Annotated in this window: 17 protein-coding genes; 14 read left to right on the top strand and 3 right to left on the bottom strand. The window is 66.9% G+C overall.

The window, feature by feature from the left end; translation table 11 throughout:
• Nucleotides 1-10 precede the first annotated feature (10 nt).
• A complete protein-coding gene (locus AC1XX3_RS07950) occupies nt 11-1276 on the top strand; it encodes a M18 family aminopeptidase (protein WP_483320549.1) in 1266 nt (421 codons plus the stop codon).
• A 95-nt stretch (nt 1277-1371) separates the two neighbouring features.
• The gene (ychF, locus tag AC1XX3_RS07945; protein ID WP_483320548.1) at nt 1372-2445 is read left to right on the top strand and encodes a redox-regulated ATPase YchF; all 1074 of its coding nucleotides are present in this window, start codon (nt 1372-1374) and stop codon (nt 2443-2445) included.
• A 1466-nt stretch (nt 2446-3911) separates the two neighbouring features.
• Here ychF and AC1XX3_RS07940 read toward each other — a convergent pair.
• Both AC1XX3_RS07940 and AC1XX3_RS07935 read right to left on the bottom strand, forming a co-directional pair.
• Nucleotides 3912-5396 carry a UvrD-helicase domain-containing protein gene (locus AC1XX3_RS07940; protein WP_483320547.1) on the bottom strand — a complete coding sequence of 495 codons (1485 nt, stop codon included), beginning with the start codon at nt 5394-5396 and terminating at the stop codon, nt 3912-3914.
• Entirely contained in the window at nt 5389-7242 is a 1854-nt protein-coding gene (locus tag AC1XX3_RS07935) for an ATP-dependent nuclease (protein WP_483320546.1), read from the bottom strand. Before AC1XX3_RS07935 ends, AC1XX3_RS07940 begins: the two co-directional genes overlap by 8 nt.
• Nucleotides 7243-8748: 1506 nt before the next feature.
• On the opposite strand from AC1XX3_RS07935, the gene AC1XX3_RS07930 reads away from it, so the two are divergent.
• From AC1XX3_RS07930 to AC1XX3_RS07900, 7 genes are all read left to right on the top strand, one after another.
• Nucleotides 8749-10839, top strand: a complete 2091-nt coding sequence (locus tag AC1XX3_RS07930) for an MMPL family transporter (protein WP_483320545.1) — start codon at nt 8749-8751, stop codon at nt 10837-10839.
• A 39-nt stretch (nt 10840-10878) separates the two neighbouring features.
• Complete coding sequence (locus tag AC1XX3_RS07925) at nt 10879-12054, top strand: sensor histidine kinase (protein ID WP_483320544.1); 1176 nt, start codon at nt 10879-10881, stop codon at nt 12052-12054.
• Entirely contained in the window at nt 12051-12695 is a 645-nt protein-coding gene (locus AC1XX3_RS07920; RefSeq protein ID WP_483320543.1) for a response regulator, read from the top strand. The genes AC1XX3_RS07925 and AC1XX3_RS07920 overlap by 4 nt, the downstream gene beginning before the upstream one ends.
• Before the next feature lie 209 nt (nt 12696-12904).
• Complete coding sequence (locus AC1XX3_RS07915; protein WP_483320542.1) at nt 12905-13144, top strand: hypothetical protein; 240 nt, start codon at nt 12905-12907, stop codon at nt 13142-13144.
• Nucleotides 13145-13785: 641 nt separating this feature from the next.
• The gene (locus AC1XX3_RS07910) at nt 13786-14139 is read left to right on the top strand and encodes a hypothetical protein (RefSeq protein WP_483320541.1); all 354 of its coding nucleotides are present in this window, start codon (nt 13786-13788) and stop codon (nt 14137-14139) included.
• Between the two features lie 210 nt (nt 14140-14349).
• Complete coding sequence (locus tag AC1XX3_RS07905) at nt 14350-14898, top strand: dihydrofolate reductase family protein (RefSeq protein ID WP_483320540.1); 549 nt, start codon at nt 14350-14352, stop codon at nt 14896-14898.
• Between the two features lie 62 nt (nt 14899-14960).
• Nucleotides 14961-15239 (top strand): DUF4287 domain-containing protein, encoded by a 279-nt coding sequence (locus AC1XX3_RS07900; protein ID WP_483320539.1) that lies wholly within the window; start codon nt 14961-14963, stop codon nt 15237-15239.
• 41 nt (nt 15240-15280) lie between these two features.
• On the opposite strand, the gene AC1XX3_RS07895 is transcribed toward AC1XX3_RS07900, so the two are convergent.
• Nucleotides 15281-16012: a phosphotransferase enzyme family protein gene (locus tag AC1XX3_RS07895; protein WP_483320538.1), complete on the bottom strand. Its 732-nt coding sequence runs from the start codon at nt 16010-16012 to the stop codon at nt 15281-15283.
• A 201-nt stretch (nt 16013-16213) separates the two neighbouring features.
• On the opposite strand from AC1XX3_RS07895, the gene AC1XX3_RS07890 reads away from it, so the two are divergent.
• The 5 genes from AC1XX3_RS07890 to AC1XX3_RS07870 all read left to right on the top strand — a co-directional run bounded on the left by AC1XX3_RS07890 (nt 16214) and on the right by AC1XX3_RS07870 (nt 19796).
• Nucleotides 16214-17794 carry a gamma-glutamyltransferase family protein gene (locus AC1XX3_RS07890; protein WP_483320537.1) on the top strand — a complete coding sequence of 527 codons (1581 nt, stop codon included), beginning with the start codon at nt 16214-16216 and terminating at the stop codon, nt 17792-17794.
• A gap of 261 nt (nt 17795-18055) precedes the next feature.
• Nucleotides 18056-18475: a DUF302 domain-containing protein gene (locus AC1XX3_RS07885; protein ID WP_483320536.1), complete on the top strand. Its 420-nt coding sequence runs from the start codon at nt 18056-18058 to the stop codon at nt 18473-18475.
• Between the two features lie 105 nt (nt 18476-18580).
• Nucleotides 18581-18898, top strand: coding sequence for an ArsR/SmtB family transcription factor (locus AC1XX3_RS07880; RefSeq protein ID WP_483320535.1), 318 nt, complete (start codon nt 18581-18583; stop codon nt 18896-18898).
• Nucleotides 18895-19419, top strand: coding sequence for an SRPBCC family protein (locus AC1XX3_RS07875; protein ID WP_483320534.1), 525 nt, complete (start codon nt 18895-18897; stop codon nt 19417-19419). Before AC1XX3_RS07880 ends, AC1XX3_RS07875 begins: the two co-directional genes overlap by 4 nt.
• Entirely contained in the window at nt 19419-19796 is a 378-nt protein-coding gene (locus AC1XX3_RS07870) for a VOC family protein (protein ID WP_483320533.1), read from the top strand. Before AC1XX3_RS07875 ends, AC1XX3_RS07870 begins: the two co-directional genes overlap by 1 nt.
• Nucleotides 19797-19804 lie beyond the last annotated feature (8 nt).

The raw sequence follows: 19804 nt of genomic DNA, 5'->3' as shown, positions 1-19804 counted from the left end.
GGTTGACCCCATGTCTGCGCTCGATCACGTCCGCGACCTGGGCAGCTTCGTGGCTGCCTCGCCGTCGTCCTTCCATGCCGCGACCGAGGGCGCCAGCCGGCTGACCGCGTCGGGGTTCACCGAGCAGGTGGAGACCGAGCCCTGGGACGACAGCCCCGGCGGGCACTACCTGGTCCGTGACGGCGCACTGATCGCCTGGGTCATCCCCGAGGGCGCCGGGCCGACCACCCCGTTCCGGGTGGTGGGCTCCCACACCGACTCGCCCACCTTCAAGCTCAAGCCGCGGCCGGACATCGGGGTCGCCGGCTGGCAGCAGATCGGGGTGGAGGTGTACGGCGGACCGCTGCTCAACTCCTGGCTCGACCGCGAGCTCGGGCTGGCGGGCCGGCTGGTGCTGGCCGACGGCAGCGACACCCTGGTCCGGACCGGTCCGGTGATGCGGATCCCGCAGCTGGCCATCCATCTGGACCGAGGGCTCAGCGACGAGGGCCTCAAGCTTGACCGGCAGCAGCACACCGCACCGGTCTGGAGCGTCGGCCACCCCGAGCTCAACATCCTCGAGCATCTGGCGGCGCTGGCGGGGGTCGGCCGCAGCGACGTGCTGGGCTATGACGTGGTTGCGTTCGACACGGCGACGCCCGCCGTGTTCGGTCCCACCGACGAGTTCTTCGCGTCGGCCCGGCTGGACAATCTCAGCAGCGTCCACGCCAGCCTCACCGCCTTGATCGAGCTGGGGGAGAGCGACCACATCACCGTGGTGGCCGCGTTCGACCACGAGGAGATCGGCAGCTCCTCACGCTCCGGGGCGAGCGGTCCGATCCTGGCCGACGTCCTGGACCGGATCGCCGGCGGACTCGGTGCCACCGACGACGAGCGGCACCGGGCACTGGCCGCGTCGTACTGCCTGTCGGCCGATGCCGGCCACGCGGTGCATCCCAACTATGTGGGTCGGCACGACCCGGCGAACCACCCGCTGCTCAACGGTGGGCCCTTGCTCAAGATCAACGCCAACCAGCGTTACGCCACCGACGCGCGGGGTGCGGCGCTGTGGCACCGAGCCTGCCGGTTGGCCGGCGTTCCGACCCAGGAGTTCGTCTCCAACAACGCGCTGCCGTGCGGCTCCACCATCGGGCCGCTGACCGCGACCCGGATCGGCATCGCCACCATCGACGTGGGGATCCCGCTGTTGTCGATGCACTCGGCCCGGGAGATGGCCGGCGTGGAGGACCCGTGGGCGCTGTCGCAGGCGATCGGGGCCTTCTTCACGCTCGGCTGAGGAACGTCAGTCCGTAGCGGTGCACTCCGCCGGGAGCCGGCGCTGTCGTTGCGGGTGGCCGGGAGGTCGGCGCCCAGCACCTATGCTTGACCCTCGTGGCACTCACCATCGGCATCGTCGGGCTCCCCAACGCGGGCAAGTCCACCCTCTTCAACGCACTGACCCGCAACGACGTGCTCGCGGCGAACTATCCGTTCGCCACCATCGAGCCCAACGTCGGCGTGGTCGGAGTGCCGGATCCTCGACTGGACGTGCTGGCCAAGATCTTCGACTCGCAGAAGATCATTCCGGCGACCGTCAGCTTCGTCGACATCGCCGGCATCGTCCGCGGCGCCAGCCAGGGGGAGGGGATGGGCAACGCGTTCCTGTCCCACATCCGCGAGGCCGACGCGATCTGCCAGGTGACCCGTGCCTTCGTGGATGCCGACGTGACGCATGTCGACGGGAAGGTCAACCCGGCCGGCGACATCGAGACGATCGCCACCGAGCTGATCCTGGCCGATCTGCAAACCCTCGAGCGGGCGCTGCCGCGGCTGGAGAAGGAAGCCCGGATGAATAAGGACAAGCAGGCCACGGTGGCCGCGGTCAAGCAGGCACAGGAGGTGCTCGACACCGGCAAGGGCGTGTACGCCGCCGGTCTTGACCGCGAACCGCTGCGCGAGCTGTTCCTGCTCACCGCCAAGCCGTTCATCTACGTCTTCAACTGCGACTCCGACGAGCTGGCCGACGAGGAGCTGCAAGCACGGCTGCGGGAGCTGGTGGCACCGGCCGAGGCGATCTTCCTGGACGCCAAGATCGAGTCCGAGCTGGTCGAGATGGAGCCGGACGAGGCCCGCGAGTTCCTGGCCGAGATGGATGTCGCCGAGCCGGGGCTGGACAAGCTGGCTCGCGTCGGCTTCGACACCCTCGGCCTGCAGACGTACCTGACCGCTGGGCCCAAGGAGGCCCGCGCCTGGACGATCCCGAAGGGCGCCACGGCCCCCGAGGCCGCCGGGGTCATCCACACCGACTTCCAGAAGGGCTTCATCAAGGCCGAGATCGTCTCCTTCGACGACTTGGTCGAGGCGGGCTCGATGCAGAACGCCAAAGCGAAGGGCAAGGTCCGGCTTGAGGGCAAGGACTACGTGATGGCTGACGGCGACGTGGTGGAGTTCCGCTTCAACGTGTGAAGCCGCGGGTCAGAGGCCACTTATGGCCGATTTTCCCGCAGAGCGCCCGCAGTAGAACGGTTGACTTCTACAACTAAAGACGCGGATGCCTCGCGCACGCGGTCCTCGGCCGAGGGCCACAGATACACGTCCGTCGTCAGCGTCGTTGTCGACTTGGCGTGCCCCAGCGAGCGCTGCACGGCCACCACCGGCGATCTGCTCAATGTGCTCCGCGGGGCTGACCGTGAGCGGCGGGCCCTTCGGCCGCGTGGCTTGCTCCCAGGGGGTCGATCTTCTCTCCATCCAGTCCTCCGCCCGTGTCCGCGGCGAACGGTTCAGCCATCCACTCCTTTGCCATTTAAGGGGATTCCCATGCGGGCGAAGTACGCCGCCATGTTCTGTATGTGGTTGCGACGATCTGGGCCGCGGAGTTACTGGACTGTCGCGAACTTCGCGAGGACCGTCCGGTCTTCCTCCACCAGCGGCCAGGTGCCGCCGAGGAGTTTACGGACCCGGACGCGGCCGCGGTCTCCAACGTCGACAAGACCTTCTCGAAGGCGTCTGACCCTTCGGTATTCGGCTAACCCAACGCGTAGATGTCATCGCTGACGCGTTCTTGACAGACTGCGTGAACCGCCTGTCGCGAGGCAGGTTGACGGCGCCGACCTGACCGCCCTCCGCGAAGTTGTCGAGGTGGAACCATGAACCGTGTGGAGTCGTCGCGCCACCCCGCCATGCGCATGAGCCTAAGCGCCGACAGAGGCCGGCTGGTCCGTTGGCGGGTTCCGAACCGCGCCTGATGCCGGTGGTCGCACGTAGGTTCATCACCACCTCGCCGAGCCCGAAGGATGCAAGATGCGCTGGACCAGCCCGCCGAAAAAGCCGCCCGGGTGCCCTGGCTCAAAGGCGACCACGACTGGCAAACGCGACGTGACGCCGTCGCCGCCCACTGGCTGGCCCGAGCCGGGCAACAGGAGGGCAGCCCCATCATCGTCCTAGCCCCGGCCACCTCGAAAGCAACTCCGACATCGGAGCCATGCGCAAAGCTCTCCCGCCCCAATGGGAAACCGAAAGGAACTCCTTCTACCCGGTGCTGAGAGTTCTTCGACTCGGTGAGCGTTCCAGAGCGCGTCTCTCCGCCGTGTGCGGGCGGAACCTACTGCCCGGATCTGCCGTGAGCGGTGCAGTGGGCGGCACGGAGCCTTGCGCCATGCCGCCTGCGGAGGACACTCACACAGGTTAGCGCGGTCCCTCCGCTGTCCCCTTGGGCGAGCTCACACTTGGGGAGATGCTGCATCTTCAGGGCCTCATGTTGAACGAGCTTCGTGATCGAAGGGTGATCCGACCCCGCAACGTCAGCGAGCTCGCTAAAGCGATCGTTGCGGTTCGGCGGGGTCCGCTGGAGTTCACGCCGACAGCGATCGCCGCGTCACGGAACCCATCGGGCCGGTCATCTGTATGCGGCTCTGTGTGACACAGGGAGAGGTCTACTTCTTCGGGCCGTTCGGAGATGGCTTGAGCTGGATCTCGTCTTTCGTGCCCAATATCGTGATTGTCTTGCGCGCGCGAGTGAGTGCGACGTAAAGGTCGTGAACTTCGGTGTGGTCCGCGACGTCAGCGATGATGACATGGTCGAATTCGAGCCCCTTTACCAGGAGGGTCCGTGAGATCACGCGGTTCCGGTTACGCCTGCCGGTATGCCGGACGTTCTCCCGCGCCTGCGCCAATTCGTCTAGCAAGACGGACTTGTCGTCGCCCGCCGCAACGGCGCCTCGGATAGCGGCCTGGATGTCGATCCAGGCCTCGGAGGAGTGCAACGCCATGCCCTTGGACGTCAGGAGGAGGTCCATGCCCAGGACCAGGTTGGCGAGCGTCGGTTCAGCGACCAGTCGATCGAAGGCTGTCAACGCAGGCTCGAAGCCCGCACGGGTCAGGCCCGCGGAGTTCCGGTTCTCCAAGTACCGCTTCCTGACGGTCTGCTTGTCGAGGCCGGCGTGCCCGCATGCACAGGACTTCATCAGATCGAACAACCAGAGCGCATACGCGTCTGACTCGGCTGCGACGAGGGCCTCCAGGGCGTTGACCATGAAGTTGCCGGCAACCTCCTCCATCATCTTGAACGAGCCCCCTAGCTTTCCGGCGAGGGTTCTCGCGCTTGGGGCGCGCGCGGTGATGATCAGGACCGACTCGCTCATCGGTCGGTCCCGACGGGCCTCGCTGAAGATCGCCGGATAGTCACCGACGGTGTTCCGAAACGTCACCCCGTCCGGGAAACTTACGCCAGCGAACTTCAGAGATCTCGGGTGCATTGCTTTCCGGACGGTCCCGTGCAGCCAGGCGCCCAGTGCCTGGTTGTGGTCATCCCAGCGGCGCGGCTGCGGGTCGATCGGGTAGTCGGGGAACTCGGTCAGCACTTCTCTCTCCCAGTCGGGGAGTTGCTCCTTGAACCCGAAGATCGCTTGGAGGGGGTCGCCAAGCACGCCCACCTGGGAGATGGCCGCCTTGATCGCCAGGACGAACGCATGCTGACCCTCGCTGCAGTCCTGGTACTCGTCGACCAAGACGTGTGTGAACGACGCGGCGAGAACCTTCCGGATGTGCCCGGACGCCGCCACGGCAGTCGCCGCCGCCACGTACAAGGTTGCGTCATCCATGTTGGGAGTCGCTGGCACACGGATTCCGCCGAGGGTGGGGTAGGGCCGGGCCAGCGTGATCGCGAAACTCGTGATTGTGGAGACCTGGCATTGCGCTGTGGGGACCCCGAACCGTTTCAACCTTCCCCGGATCGCATGCAGCCCTGCGTGGGTGTGCGTGAGGACCAGGACCTTGGCATCTGCGTCCACGAGGACTCGGGCGGTGGCAGCGAGCAGATGGGTCTTGCCCGCGCCTGCAGGCATCGTGACAGACGCGGGGAGAGCTGCAATGAGGCCTTCCGCATCGGCTCGCAGGGCGTCGGAGAGTTCATCAAGCACCAGGAGTGCCCTCCGCCTCGCTCGGCTCCTCGACTTCGTTCGCACCGACTGTGGCGCCCTCCCCCGACTGTGTCTCGACGGCCTCGACGGACGGCGGACGCGCGTAGATGGCCTCGCGCAGTTCTTCTACGGTCTGAGCAACAGGTCCGGTCTGCAGCGCTGGCGTGTCGAGAATGAACTCACCGAGGCGCCGACCCTTGTGGATCTGCTTGAACCACTTCGCCTTGCTCGCGGTCGAGGAGACGATCCCGCGAGCCTGTTCCACGTCGATCCCGGCGTTCGTCCAGGTGGTCACGTCGATCGGATCGACGCCCGCTGCCTCATCCCTCTTCGGTCCGCCACGAGCGATGAGCTGGTCAGCGAAGGTCGTCGGCGCAGTGTCGGGGTCATCGTGCACCTCGACCGCCGCCTGGATCAGAGCGCGAAGACCTGCTGCGTCCAACTGGGAGCAGACAGCCTCTTCGGTGCACACGTCGCCAGCCCATCGAACAACGACGCCGCCCTTCGCCTCGACGCCGGGAAGCAAAGCGTTCGTGTTGGCGTCGTCGCTGTCTACGAACAGCACGACGTCAAACTCGACCTCGAGGAGCTCGGTCGCCCACTTGACAGATCCGGTGCCGCCGTCGCCCTCGATCGCGACGACGCCGAGCGCGGCGCTTGAGACGAAGGCATCGCCGGTGGCGATGTTCCACGTGTCCGTGAAGTGCAGCACCATCCCGTACTCAGTCTTGCCCTCATTCACGACCACGCGGCGGGACAGGAACGCCTCCGGGCTCGACTTGATCACGGCGCGCAAGCTGAGCGGATCACCGAGAGACCGCACGTCCGTTGCTCCACTTGTGGACCGCACCATCACCAGATCCTCGGGCTCGAGGTGCTGCAACGCGGTTGGAGAATGGGTGGTGACGAACACCTGGGAGAACGCGTCCTCTTTCCGCATGTAGGTCAGCAGGTGCACCAACCGATGCGGTTCAAGCCCGTACTCGACTTCATCAACCAGCAGGACACTGGCCTCTCCGTTCGCGAGCTGCTGGATAGCGGTGCCAGCAAGCCGCCGGGTGCCTAGCCCGAAGTTCATCAGCGGGATGTCGCCGTCGAATAGCGCTAGGTTGCCCTGGGCGTTGGTCAGGGACACGTCGAGGCCAGGCTTCAGTTCGGCAAACTCGGCGCTACCGATTTGCTGGACCGTGCTCTGAACCTCCTTGGCCAATTGCTTCAGGCCCGGGGAGACGGCATCCGCTGCTGCGACGCGGGCCGCCCTGTTCGCGGCGGTCAAGGTCTCCTTCGTGTCTTCGCGCCGGCTGGTTATCTTGCCGAGTGCCGACATGCGGGACCAGCGCAGGTGCGCATCGACTCGTTCGTCGATGCGGAACGCCGTGATGCGGGCCCGATGCTTGGCACGGATCGACGGCGGGTCACCGTCGTCCTCTCCGTCACCGGCCGGTGGCCGGTACGCCTGCCAGACTGGCTCAAGATCCGCATCGACCAGCAACTCAACGATGACGCACGCCTCATGGTGTTCGTCAGGCTCGTGGACCCATTTGCCGGCGGCGTCGATGCCGGCCAGAAACGCGCCGAAGGCGTCGAGGGCGAGCAGTTCGTCTGGCAGCTCGGTGACCGCGATGCGGATCCGGATCGGTCGGCTGATGTCACCGCCGTAAAAGTCGGTGTCCTGAAAGGAGACCGTCGTTCGGTCGGTCAGCGCTCGTTCGACCGCCGTCAGGATGGTGGACTTGGTCGAGTCACCTGGTCCGATCAGTGTGAAGAAGGTGTGCGTGGTCGGCAACCGCCACGATGTGCTGTCGATTCCTCGGAAGTGCTCGATGTCCAGCCTGCGAATCCGCATGATCCCTCACCCTTGATGTGGCCCGGGAGAAGTACATCAGCCTCTGCTTGGCAATACCAGCGGTTCAGCATCAGACGCGGGCGGAAGCCGGACGGGATTATTTGTAGGGTCACAGGTTTCTTGGTGCGCAAAAGCAGGCCCAGTTCGGCCAAGTGGCTCGTGCCAAGCGCCAGAGCTGAGCACCGACACACTCTTCCCCAGCTGCGCCAACTCGCCAGGCGCGGGCGCGATACATCCATCCCAGTCATGCCACGACGTCGGCTGACCTGCTGCGGCTTGCGCCCAGAGCGCAGTGCCTGCGTCGTTGCGGACGAGGTCTCGCCAGCCGCCGTGCGGCGGGTCGATTGCGGACTCGCCGGGAGGGCCGGTCCAGCTGTCACTGTCGCCGGGCCGCGGCGCTGACTGCCTCAGCACGCTCATGGCGCCGCCAGCGCCAGCACGCCAAGAGGCGATGTCCACCGACAGGGGGCGGTGGCTGTGGTGGTCCGACGCGTGGGCATGCGACTCCGTACGTCGTCAGCCACTCCTCACTGAGTCGAGGTGGACGGCGAGGTGAGCAGGGGAGTCGAGATGGTCCAGGCCCGTGTCCAAGTCGTGGTAGCCGATGACCTGGCCTGTGGAAAGCCAGCAGTACACGCGGTTCGTCTCGCCGTCGTTCCGCCACGAGATCTCGGCAGACAGCACGCGACGAGGACGCCTCCTGGGGTGGTGCGCTCTTCTCGAGAATCATTGAGTCGAGGCTGCTCGTACTCTGACGGGTGATTAAGAAGGCGAACTATCACCCGCCTGCCCTCAATTTGTCCTCATCAGAGCCGCTAGAGATGCCAATCGAGCACACTTGACGCGTGTCGACGATGCGCTGTTTGCGCAGGTCAAAGCGGGTTGTCGGTCACTATCGGATGCGTCCGAAAGCGCCATCAAGGTTACGTTTCAACGTCTGAATCGGGGCGTTGGCGCAGGTCACAGGGGATGTGACCGCTCCCAACCCGCACCGAGTCCGCAAGAATTAAGCGGGATCGCGGTCGTTCGTCGCGACGTACCGTAGCGACGACGGTGCCGCCCGCGAGCATCCCCATGCTGTGCGCCCGCCCGGTGTGGACGCCGCGTACGTTCCCAGCCGCCACCTCGCGACAGTCGCTGATCGGCAGACCCGGGCGTCCGGCTCGCGGTTCTACGACGCACCCGCCTCATTGCGATCGCGCGCGTCACCGGTTCAGCGGTTCCGCATCCCAAGGCACCCGATCAGAGAATGGAACGCGTCCTCGGCGAACACCTCGTGGCAAGCCCGGGTGGTCTCGATCTGCCGCGGCGGCAGGCGACGGCCGGTGTCCTTGTCTGGAGGCGGCAGGTCCAGAGGCGACTGCGGGCAGTCACCTGCGCCGGCCTCGGCTTCTGGCGTCCGCCGTAGCCGCCTGCCCAGCCGCCCGTCGTACTCCGTGCGGAGTACGACGAAGTGCCTGCCGTGGCCAGACGCGTCAACCCCGCCGGCTTGACAGCGTTATCGCCATGACTACTGAACTGCGGGCGCCCGAACACTCCGGTGCCGATACCAGATTGAAGAGATCACGGACCAAGCCCGTGCTGCCGTGGCTCATGGTGGCCGTGTGGGTCGGGCTGGTGGTGGGGGGCTTATCCCTCGCCGGCAAGCTCGACTCGGTGACCCGCGACGGCCAGGCCGACTACCTGCCGGCCAGCGCCCAGTCGACCAAGGTCCTTCACGCTGAGGCACAGTTGCCCGGCGGCGAGAGCGGCCTGCTCATGGTCGTGTACGAACGACCCGGCGGGCTCCGACCGGGCGATCGGGAGGCGGTCGAACGCGGCCAGACCGAGCTGGCGGAGCGATTCGGCAACGACGCTGACGCACCGTCTGAGATTGTGGACTCCGACGACGGCACGGCCCTGATGTACGCGCTGCCGCTCGACCGTGCAGCGATCAACGAGGAGGCCGGCGCCACCGCGGATGCACGCGACCTTCTCGCCGACCGCCCGGACGGTCTGAACGCATATGTCACCGGTCCGACCGCCCTCGGGGCCGACATGGACGAGATCTTCGATGCCGTCGACTCGACGTTGTTGCTCGCCACTGCCGTAGTGGTGGCGCTCCTACTGATCCTGACGTACCGCAGTCCGCTGCTGTGGCTGGTCCCGCTCACCTCGGTCGGGGTCGCGGCAATCATGTCGATGGCTACCGTCTACGCACTCACCCAGATCTTCGACGTCACCGTAACGAGCATGAGCTCGGCGCTGCTGATCGTCCTGGTCTTCGGCGCGGGCACCGACTACGCCTTGCTTCTCGTGTCTCGCTACCGCGAGGAGCTGCATCATTACGAGCGGCCGATCGACGCGATGTGGGCGGCGCTGCGTGGGGCCGGGCCGGCAATCCTTGCTTCCGCGGCGACGGTGGCAGCCGGCCTGTTGTGCCTGTTGGCGGCGGATCTCAACAGCACCAGCGGTCTCGGGCCGGTGGGTGCGGCGGGCATCGGGTCCACGCTGCTGGTCATGCTGACGCTTTTCCCGGCCCTGCTGGTGGTGCTCGGGCGCCGAGTCTTCTGGCCGCTCGTGCCGCGACTCGGGGGTGAGGCACACAGGCCTCGATCTGGGTGGGTTCGGCTCGGCGAGCTGGTTGCGCGCCGCCGCGTCGTCAGCTGGGCGGTGCCGCTGGTGATCCTTGGCGGTCTCGCGCTGGGCACCGTGGGTGCCAGCGGCTCCCTTCCGCAGCTGGACCAGTTCGCCCGTTCGACGCCGGACTCGGTGACCGGTGCGAAGCTGATCGGGGCGCGCTTCCCCGACGAGAGCGGTCAGCCGGTCACCGTCATGAGTCGGCCGGACCAGAGCCGGGACGTCCTGGCCGCCGTCGAAAGTACGCCGGGGGTTGCCAATGCCGAGATCGACCGGGCCAGCGACGACTGGGTGGAGATCTCCGTGATCCCGGTTGACTCGCCAGAAAGCGCGGGTGAGACGGCAATGATCAAGCGGCTACGGGAGCGCGTACACGAGGTCGCCGGTGAGGCCGTGCTGGTCGGTGGTCCGAGTGCCGAACGGCTCGACGAGGCCGAGACCAACAAGAGCGACCGCAATCTGGTGATGCCGCTGGTCCTGCTGGTGGTGCTCGCCATCCTCGGGCTACTGCTGCGTGCGATCGTGGCTCCGCTGGTGTTGGTCGCCACCGTCGTGGTGTCGTTCTTCGGAGCCCTCGGACTGTGCAACCTGTTGTTTGACCAAGTGCTCGGTTTCGCCGGGTTGGAGTCGTCGGTGCCCCTGATCGGGTTCCTTTTCCTGGTCGCACTCGGTGTCGACTACAACATCTTCTTGATGACCCGGGTGCGTGAGGAAGCCGCCCGGCACGGCACTGTCGATGGCACGAAGCGCGCCCTCGCGGTGACCGGTGGCGTGATCACCTCGGCCGGCGTCGTGCTGGCGGCGACGTTCGCGGTGCTGGCCACACTGCCGCTCGTCATGCTCGTCGAGATTGGGATACTGGTCGCCGTCGGCGTGCTCATCGATACCTTGCTGGTGCGGTCCATCGTGGTTCCCGCACTGACGATGTCGCTGGGTTCTCGGATCTGGTGGCCCAACAAGCTCTGGCGCACGGGATAGGACTGTGTCGATGACCCTGTCGATGACACTGTGTGAAGCATGATGACGCTCCGTCCGCCAGTAGCCGATCGGCTGCTGGCGGCGGCGGCGTTCGTGCTCGGCGTCGTCGTCGCGATCACGCTTCAGGCGGTTGATTTCGACGGCGAGCGACGCGTGGATCTGTGGGCGATCGCGCTCCTGGGCGCGATGTCGGCGCCGCTGCTGGTCCGCCGACGCTGGCCGATCCTCGTCGTCCTCGCGGTCCTCGCCGTGTCGACGCCGTACCACCTCCTCGACTATCCCCATGAGGCCACGATGCCGGCCTCACTGGTGGCGGCGTTCACGGCGGCGCGCTACAGCGAGCCACCGCGGCGGTCCGCCGCCGCCCTGTTGGCGGTGGCCGCGGTGACCGTCCCGGTCCTCGCCGACGAGGTGGCGGGGACACCTCACGATGCTCTCCTCGGGGTCGGCTGGCTGTTCATGGCGTTCTTTGCCGGGCTGGCGGTCCGCTTCCATGAAGCCTGGAAAGCCGCCATCACGGCGCGGCTCGAGCAGGAGCGTGCCGACGAGGTCGAGCGGCGGGTCGCTGAGGAGCGGGTCCTGATCGCTGCCGAGCTGCACGACGTCCTAGCGCACGGCCTCGCGGTCGCGAACGTCCAAGCGTCCGTCGCTGCGCACCTGATCGACCAGCTGCCCAGGCGCGGGGATTCCTCACTGCGGGAGCTGTCCAGCACGCTGCATAACCTGTCGGACACGAGCCGGGCCACACTCCATGAGCTGCGTGCCGTGCTGGACGTGCTGCATGGTGGCGGGGTCGAGCCAACCGAGCCAGCGCCCCACCTCGGCGAGCTGCAGCGTCTGGTGGAGATGGCCGAGGCGGCTGATGTCCACGTCGACGTGGAGGCTGACGGGCTCCCGGACGAATTGCCGTCGACGGTGTCCGTCGTGGCCTATCGGATCATTCAGGAGTCACTGACCAATGTCATTCGACACTCGATGGCCAAGCACGCGACCGTCCGACTCGACCAGAACGGCCACCGGATCCGGATCGCGGTCCTCGATAACGGGCCCGCGCGATCGGACTCAACCGTGACACCGGCCGGCTTCGGGATCGCCGGGATGACGGGGCGAGCACAGGCCGTCGGCGGTGAGCTGTCCGCCGGGCCGAGCGAGTCCGGAGGATTCGGGGTGCGGGCAAGCCTGCCGCTACCACAGATCTGGCGGGCGACGTTGTGATCCGGGTCCTGCTCGCAGATGACCAGACTCTGGTGCGCAGCGCGTTCGCGCTGCTGGTCAACTCAGCGAATGACATGGAGGTTGTCGGGGAGGCCGGCACCGGCGACGAGGCGGTGACGCTAACCCGGGACCTACGCCCCGACATCGTCTTGATGGACATCAGGATGCCGGGCACCGACGGCATCGAGGCGACTCACCAGATCGTCGCTGCCGATGGACCGAGCGGCAGCAAGGTGCTGATCCTGACCACGTTCGAGACAGACGCCAACGTACTGCGCGGCCTTCGCGCGGGGGCGTGTGGGTTCCTGCCCAAGGACACCCGCGCGGACGCGCTGCTGGACGCCATCCGCACCGTCGCGGCGGGGGAGGCGCTGCTGTCGCCCGGCGCGACCAGGGCGGTCATCACCCGTGCTCTGAGTCACCCGGACGCGCCTGCGCCTGAGCGGCTGGCCAGCCTGACGCCGCGCGAACGCGAGGTGCTTCGGCTCATCGCCGCGGGCCGAAGCAACCAGGAGATCGCGGACGAGCTGGTCGTCAGCCCGCTGACCGCCAAGACTCACGTGGGCCGCATCCTCGCGAAGATGGGCGCTCGCGACCGGGTCCATCTCGTGATCGCCGCGTACGAAGCCGGGCTCCGCTAGGCGCTTCGCCGAGCATTGACCCTCCCGGGCGAGTCCGGAGATTTCACCCCGCGCCAACGGCGAGACAGCGACGTCAGTCATTCCGGGCGATAAGGCCCGTCGTGATTGAGCGCGACCTTGTCCGGCCCCCAGACTCGGCGTCCTGGGTGAAGCCGCCCGCGGCGAGGGTCGGTCGGAACGCGGGGTCTTTGGCGCCGGCGGAGTGCCCGATGCCATTGATTGCCTCGATCATGTCGCGCACACCCGAGTGCAGGCCCCGCCAGGCTCCGGCGGCGAAGACGCGGGCGTTGAGTCGGAGGTGCAAGTGCATCGATGCGCACCGCGACGAGATCAACGCCGGGATCAAGGTCGCGCTCGGCCAGCTGAACGGCACAGACGCCGCTGCTGTGTCGCTCATGACCGGCCTCAGTGCCGAAGAGCTTGACGACCTAGGTGACCTGCCGAAGTAGCCGACGCATCGCCTTCCGTTGGACCGTCGGACCTGACGGCTAGATTCGCGACATGGACTTGGAACCGGCCGGGGTGCGCCCAACCAAGCGCTGCTCTAGTGACCTCCAAGTTGAACTGTCAGACCTCGGGGCCCGCCTGGAAGAGATCGTGTAGCCGGTCATCGTGAGTGCCCAGGCTGTCCCGAACAGCGAGCCGCAGGCGGATAATTCAATGCTGTTGTGCGCCATAATCGGGAGGGATCAGTTCGCCGAATACGAGGAGCGCCGGTACGGGCGGGCAACTAGATCGCCGACATCACCTACTAGCCCCAGCATCACCTCTTCCGGTGACCTGGTCGACGCTCTTCCCGTCTGATAGCCAGCGGGATCCTCGACCTGGACGTCGATGACGGCGCGGGAGCCCCGGCCCGCTAGTTCCGGTTCAACATCTGGGAAGTCCGAGAGACCGGCGGCGTCGTCGGCTCGCTATGGGTACGCTGAGCGCGGTGGCTCGAGCCACCGACAGCACTTCCAGGTGAAGATCACCTGAATCATCGCGGAGAGGCCTGAGCAGTTCAGGACACGTCCGGTTGGGGTGCGGCGCATCAAGGCGCCGACTTCATACCGCCGATGCTCGACATCGGCTGACGAGAGGACCTGACATGTCGTCGAAGGACGAGAAGAACCTCAGCCAGGTGATCGACAAGATCGCGAAGATGGACGAGCCGCGGCGGTCGATCATGCAGCGGGTACACGAGATCATCGTGACTGCCGCCCCCGTTTTGAAGCCGCGGATCTGGTACGGAATGCCCGCCTATGCGATGTCGGCGAGTACGCCAGCATTGGTGACGCTGCGCAATGACGAGCGCTTGAATCTCGCCATCACCGAGAAGGCTGATTTCCGGCCCGCTGGGGGTGTCGACGGCGCGCTGATGCCAGCTGCCTGGTACTTCGAGACCGTGGACCATGACACGGAGAAGCGCATCGCCGAGATCGTCAGCTCTGTGATCTCTTGACCGTCGTGTGACCCGCCCTCCCCGGGCGGGTCACCGGCTCACGGCAGGTACGGCTCCGCTAGCTGGGCTCTACCTCCGGCGTGCCAGGGCCAGGAGAGGTGACACGGCCGGTCGGTCCACTCCTCGACGAGACTCTGTGTGGTGAGCCGATGACTTTCCAGCGCGGCCGGCGTCCATAGCCATAACGCACCCGCGACGAAGGAGACGGTTATGCCCCGCAAGGTCACTGCCCACCTGTTCAGCACCGCAAACGGCGTGGTCGAGAGCCCCAACCTGTGGCAGTTCGACGCCTTCGGCCCCGAAGAGGGCGAGCTGATGGGCGAGGTCATCGGGCCCGTCACCGATGCCGTCATCGGCCGCAAGCTCTGGCAGGAGTGGTCGGAGTTCTGGCCCGGCGTCGACGACCCGTTCGGGCAGTTCATCAACCCGGTTCGCAAGCATGTCGTCACGTCCACCCTGTCCGGCGACCTGCCGTGGAACAGCACGGTCGTCACCGGCGACCCGGCCCAGTACGTGGGGAACCTGCGGGAGCAGGATGGCGGGGACATCGCGGTCGCCGGCGGCATCGACACCGTTCGTGCACTCTTCCTGGCGGGCGTGATCGACCAGCTGATCCTGACCATGCATCCCGTCGTGACCAACGAGGGGCGCCGGCTGTTCGGCGACAGCGTGCCAACCACCCGGCTGTCGCTTGTGGATGCCAGGAAGACCAGCGCAGGCAACGTCATGGTGACGTACGCGCGCCGTCCGACCGACTGAACCGGTGCCCCCTCGACTCCAGTAGTCCTCGTTCACACCACCAACACTCAGGAGATCAGAGCATGTCGTATCAGGCGTACCTCGACGCGATCGAAGCCAAGACCGGCAAGACCCCGCAGGAACTGCTGGACGAAGCCCACAGCCGTGGCTACGGGCCGGACACCAAGGCGGCAGTCGTCGTGGAATGGCTGAAGGAGTACGGCGTCGGCCGCGGCCATGCGATGGCGCTGTTCGGCGTGCTGAAGAACGGTGCGGTCGCCCCGGAGAGGCATGTGGGCTCGGACGGCAGTCATCGCGATGAGTCGGCGACCTTGCGGCTGGACGGTGTGGCGTTGCGCTGACGGAGCGGGCAGTCCTGCGGCCGAAGTGAGGGTTGCGGTCCTCAGACCGCTCGGACTCTGGCGAGGCTCTGCCGTGCGTGCTCGTCGTCCCAGCACACAGCGGCCTCCCAGGCCGCCGACGCCTGCGCGGCGATGTCATGTGCGCTGTCGGCCAGATCGGCGGCGTTGTGGGGCAGCACCAGGTCAAGGTCGGCGACGTCGACGTGCGACTCGTCCCAGTCGATCATCGCCACCCGGTCGGCGGTCACGCGGATATTGCCCGGATTGGGATCACCGTGGACAACGCACGTCTCACGCCCCGCCAGCCGCGCCCACGCTGCGCGGCATCGGGCAACGCCCTCCGCCGGCATCGTGGTGAGGTCGACCTTCGTCCCGGTCTGGGCCGAGAGCAAGTCCGTCGACGAACGCCAGCCCGGGCGCTGCGGCCAACCCCGCGTCAACCGGTGCAGTTGACGCAGCATCGCGGCTACCCGGCGCCAGTCGGCCTGTGTCTCGGGAGGTCCGCCCTCCACGTAGGTCATCACCACCAGACCGTCGGCGAACAGCCGGCCATCAGTCGTTGCGATCGGCACCGGCACCGCCATCCCTTCGGCGTGCAGATACCGCAGCAGGTCGGTCTCCCAGGCGAGATCAGGGTCGCTCCGGGCGCCGAGGCGGGCGACAGCAAGCCGCCCGTTGAGCAGCACACTCGACACCTGATTGGCCACTCCACCGGTGAGCGGCGCCAGCCGGACGACATCGTCGCCCCACTGCCTCAGCGTCTCCCACCCCATGGGCAGATCCTCCCAGAGCCCGTCACCTCGTCGCAGAAGTTTGTCCGGTTCGCGCGTGTCGCTGGATCACGTGGTGTACAAAGTCGGGGAGCGCTTGTGACTGAAGCGATACGTGCACAGGGATGTGAGTTCGAAAGAGGTGACCCGATGGCGGTGGCGACAGAGTCCGCCGCCTTGGGGCCCGGGCCGAAACCTGTGGCGGTGGCAGACGACGCGATGGTGGCCACCTCGCATCCTGCGGTGACTGCGGCAGCGCTGCAGGTCCTGCGCGCCGGCGGGACCGCCGTCGACGCGGTGCTGACGGCGATGCCGCTGCAGCAGGTGCTCGAACCGCAGTTGTCGACCATCGCCGGCGGATTCGGGATGTTGATCTGGGACGCGAAACTCGGCCGCGCCAGCTACCTGAATGCCGGGCCGGACCGGCCGCGTGGATCAACCTTCAGCCCGCAGGCTCGGGTGACCTCGGGTACGCGGGTGGCCGTGCCGGGAATGGTGGCCGGTTTGGCCGCGGCGGCGGAGCGGTTCGGGACGCGATCCTGGTCCAGCTACTTCGAGCCGGCCGTCCGGGCCGCGGACGAGGGCTTCGTCATGTACGGCCAGCTGGCCACGGCCATGGCCGCGGCCCGGACTCACCTGGTCAGCCACCCCTCCGGAGAAGAGCGCTACACCCCAGACTGCTATCTGCCTCGCGTGGGGCAGCTGTTCCGCCAGCCACGACTGGCCGCAACGCTGGCGCGGATCGGCGCGCCCGACGGGCCACAGTGGTTCCAGCGCGGCACCTTCGCGGAGCACTTCGTCGAGTCCGTCGGCAGCACCGGTGGGGTGATGACCATGGCTGACATGGCAGATTACGCACCGCGGTGGGACGAACCGCTGCAGTATTCCTTCCGCGGCCACGACCTGCTGGCGCCGCCGCCACCCGACACCGGCGGGCTGTCCTGTGCCATCGCCCTCGGGCTAGCCGAGCGACTCGGGGTCACCGACTCTGGCCTGTGGTTCGAGTCGCCCCGAGCCATTGCGCTGGTCGCTCGGGTCCTGGCCGAGGCTGAAGCGCTGACAACGCGCTTCGGTGCCGATCCCTACGGGGCGGACGTACCCATCGACCTGCTGTTGTCTGCCGACCACCTCGATACCGTGGCCGGGCTCATCGACCGGACGACTGGCGCTGACGTAGCCCCGCACCATGGCAGCACACCAGCGCACCAGGTCGGACCGACGCCAGTCGGCAGCAACCAGCTGGTGGTGGCCGACCAGCTCGGAAACTGGGTCAGCGTCCTGCATACGGGCTACGGTGGCTCAGACTTCGGCACGGGTCTGGTCGTCGATGGCGTCGGCGTCAACGCGGCGGGCGACTTCCCCGGCAGGAGTGAGGGCCCGGGTCGCCGGATCGTCGCTCCGCTCGCATCCACCATGGTGCTGGACGACGGTCGACCAGCGTTGGCGCTCGGCACTCCGGGCTGGCCGCCGCCATGCATCACTCTCGTGCTGCTCAACCTTCTCGGTCACCAGATGACGCTGCAGCCTGCGGTCGAAGCGCCTCGCCTCATCCTCGACTCCGACGATGCCGGGTTCCAGCCGATGTGGCGACGCACCTCGATCGCGGCTGAAACACCGATTCCCACGACATTGGAGCACCCGGCGCACGCCGGCCTGGAGGTGCGCCCGCTGGGCACGCATCATCCCGGTACGGGCCGAATGCAGGCCGTCATGCGAGACGGTGATGGTCGACTTCTCGGGGTCACCGACTCGCGTGGCAGTGGTCAGCCCGCCGGACTTTCCTGAGCGGCCGAGGCCTTCGATCCGTTACGTCGTGGGGATCTGGGCGTACGGCAGGTGAGAGCACGACATCAGGGTCACGTCCTTGGCGTGGGGGTGTGGTTGTGTACGTCGCGGATGTCGACGGAGCCTGGCCGGGGGTCAAAGGCCATTGGCGTCGATTCAGCCAATACCTATGGTGGATAGAGGAATGGCTCAACGCTAAGCACTACTGCAGGTGCGGAACTGACCTCGGGACCTGTTCGATCACAGCGAAGGAGGAATCTGATGGCGAACTACACGATCCAGACGACGGTTCACCGCCCCTACGAGGAGACCGTCGAAGCGGTTCGCGCGGCACTGGTCGAGGCGGGGTTCGGAGTGCTCACCGAGATCGACCTCAAGGACACGCTCAAGAAGAAGCTCGATGTTGACATCGCCCCGCAGGTGATCCTCGGCGCCTGTCGACCGCAGCTGGCGCACCAAGCCCTCGACGTCGATCCCTCCATCGCCGTCTTGCTGCCCTGCAATGTGGTCGTGCGAGCCGTCGATGGGACCCGCACGGCCGTGGAGGCATTCGACCCGAACGCCATGCTGTCGTTCGCCGGCGCCGGCGCCGGCGCGAGCGGGGCCGCCCTGCGCGAGGTGGCTACTGATGCCCGGGCTCGACTCACCGCGGCGTTGGCTTCTCTTGAGGGGGCCAGCTGATCGACCGCGAGCCCACGCGGACGATCGTCACTCGGATGAAGCACGCGAACGACTCCTGGGTATTTACCCTTGCTGTTACGTAACTAGTCGGGTACATTTCCAGTCATGGACGCCGTGTTGCAAGCCTTGGCCGACCCGAGCCGTCGGACGGTGCTGGAGATCCTGCGGACACACCCCGCTACGGCCGGCGAACTGGCCGATGCACTGCCGATCGCGCGGCCAGGGGTGTCCCGGCACCTCCGGGTGCTGCGCGAGGCCGGCCTGGTGGACGTACGCCAGGACGCACAGCGAAGGGTCTACAGCCTCCGCCCGGATGCCCTGGTCGAGCTGGATGACTGGCTGGCGAACTACCGGGCGCTGTGGGAGAACCGACTGGATGCCTTGCACACAGAGATCGCACGCGGAAAGAGGGCACAGCAATGAAGATCATCGGCACGATGCGGGAACTGGGCGACAACCGAGGAGCCGTGCAGGTGGAGGACGTCTACGACACCGATATCGAGGACCTGTGGAGGGCGTGCACAACGCCGGAGCGGCTGGCGCGCTGGATCGCCCAGGTCTCAGGTGACCTCCGTGTCGGGGGGACGGTGCAGGTGGTGTTCACGAGCACCTGGACCGGTCCGGCGCGGATCGACGTCTGCGACGCCCCCCACCACCTGCTGCTGACGGCAGAACCTGGAACCGAGGAGGAGACCCAGATGGAGGCATGGCTCACCGCCGAAGGCGCGAGAACCAGGCTGGTGGTCGAGGAGCGCGGCCTTCCGGTCGATCGGCTGCACTTCCACGGCGCGGGCTGGCAGGTCCACCTGGAGGATCTGAGGCGATCACTGGCCACGGACGGCCCCGCACACGTCGGCGGCTGGTCGGCCGAGCTCGCGGCTCCGGCCTGGCATCAGCGCTGGGTTGAGCTCACGCCGACCTACCAGAATGCGCAGACCAGCTGATGTCGGACAGCATCAGGTTGAACGGGACCACCGTGAACGCGCCCGATGCGCTCGCTCTAGCGACGTTCTACGCCGCGATCACCGGGGGCGTCGCCAAGGGGACCGCGGAATGGGCCGTCGTCACTGGCCCGAACGCGTTCATCGGGTTCCAGCAGGTGGTCGATTTTCGACCCCCGCAGTGGCCGGGGAACGACGTCCCGATGCAGCTACATCTGGACTTCCTCGTCGATGACCTCGAGGCCACCGGAAGCCGGGTGCTGGCTGCCGGCGCCACGCTGCACGAATTCCAGCCCAACTCTGACCACTGCTTCGTCTACACAGACCCAGCCGGTCACCCGTTCTGCCTATCCACCTGGGATGGTGCGCAACTGATCTGACGGTGCGC

Source organism: Microlunatus sp. M237, from assembly GCF_056896895.1.
The sequence above is the reverse complement of the archived record's forward strand: the minus strand, read 5'-3'. Positions and strand labels throughout refer to the sequence as shown.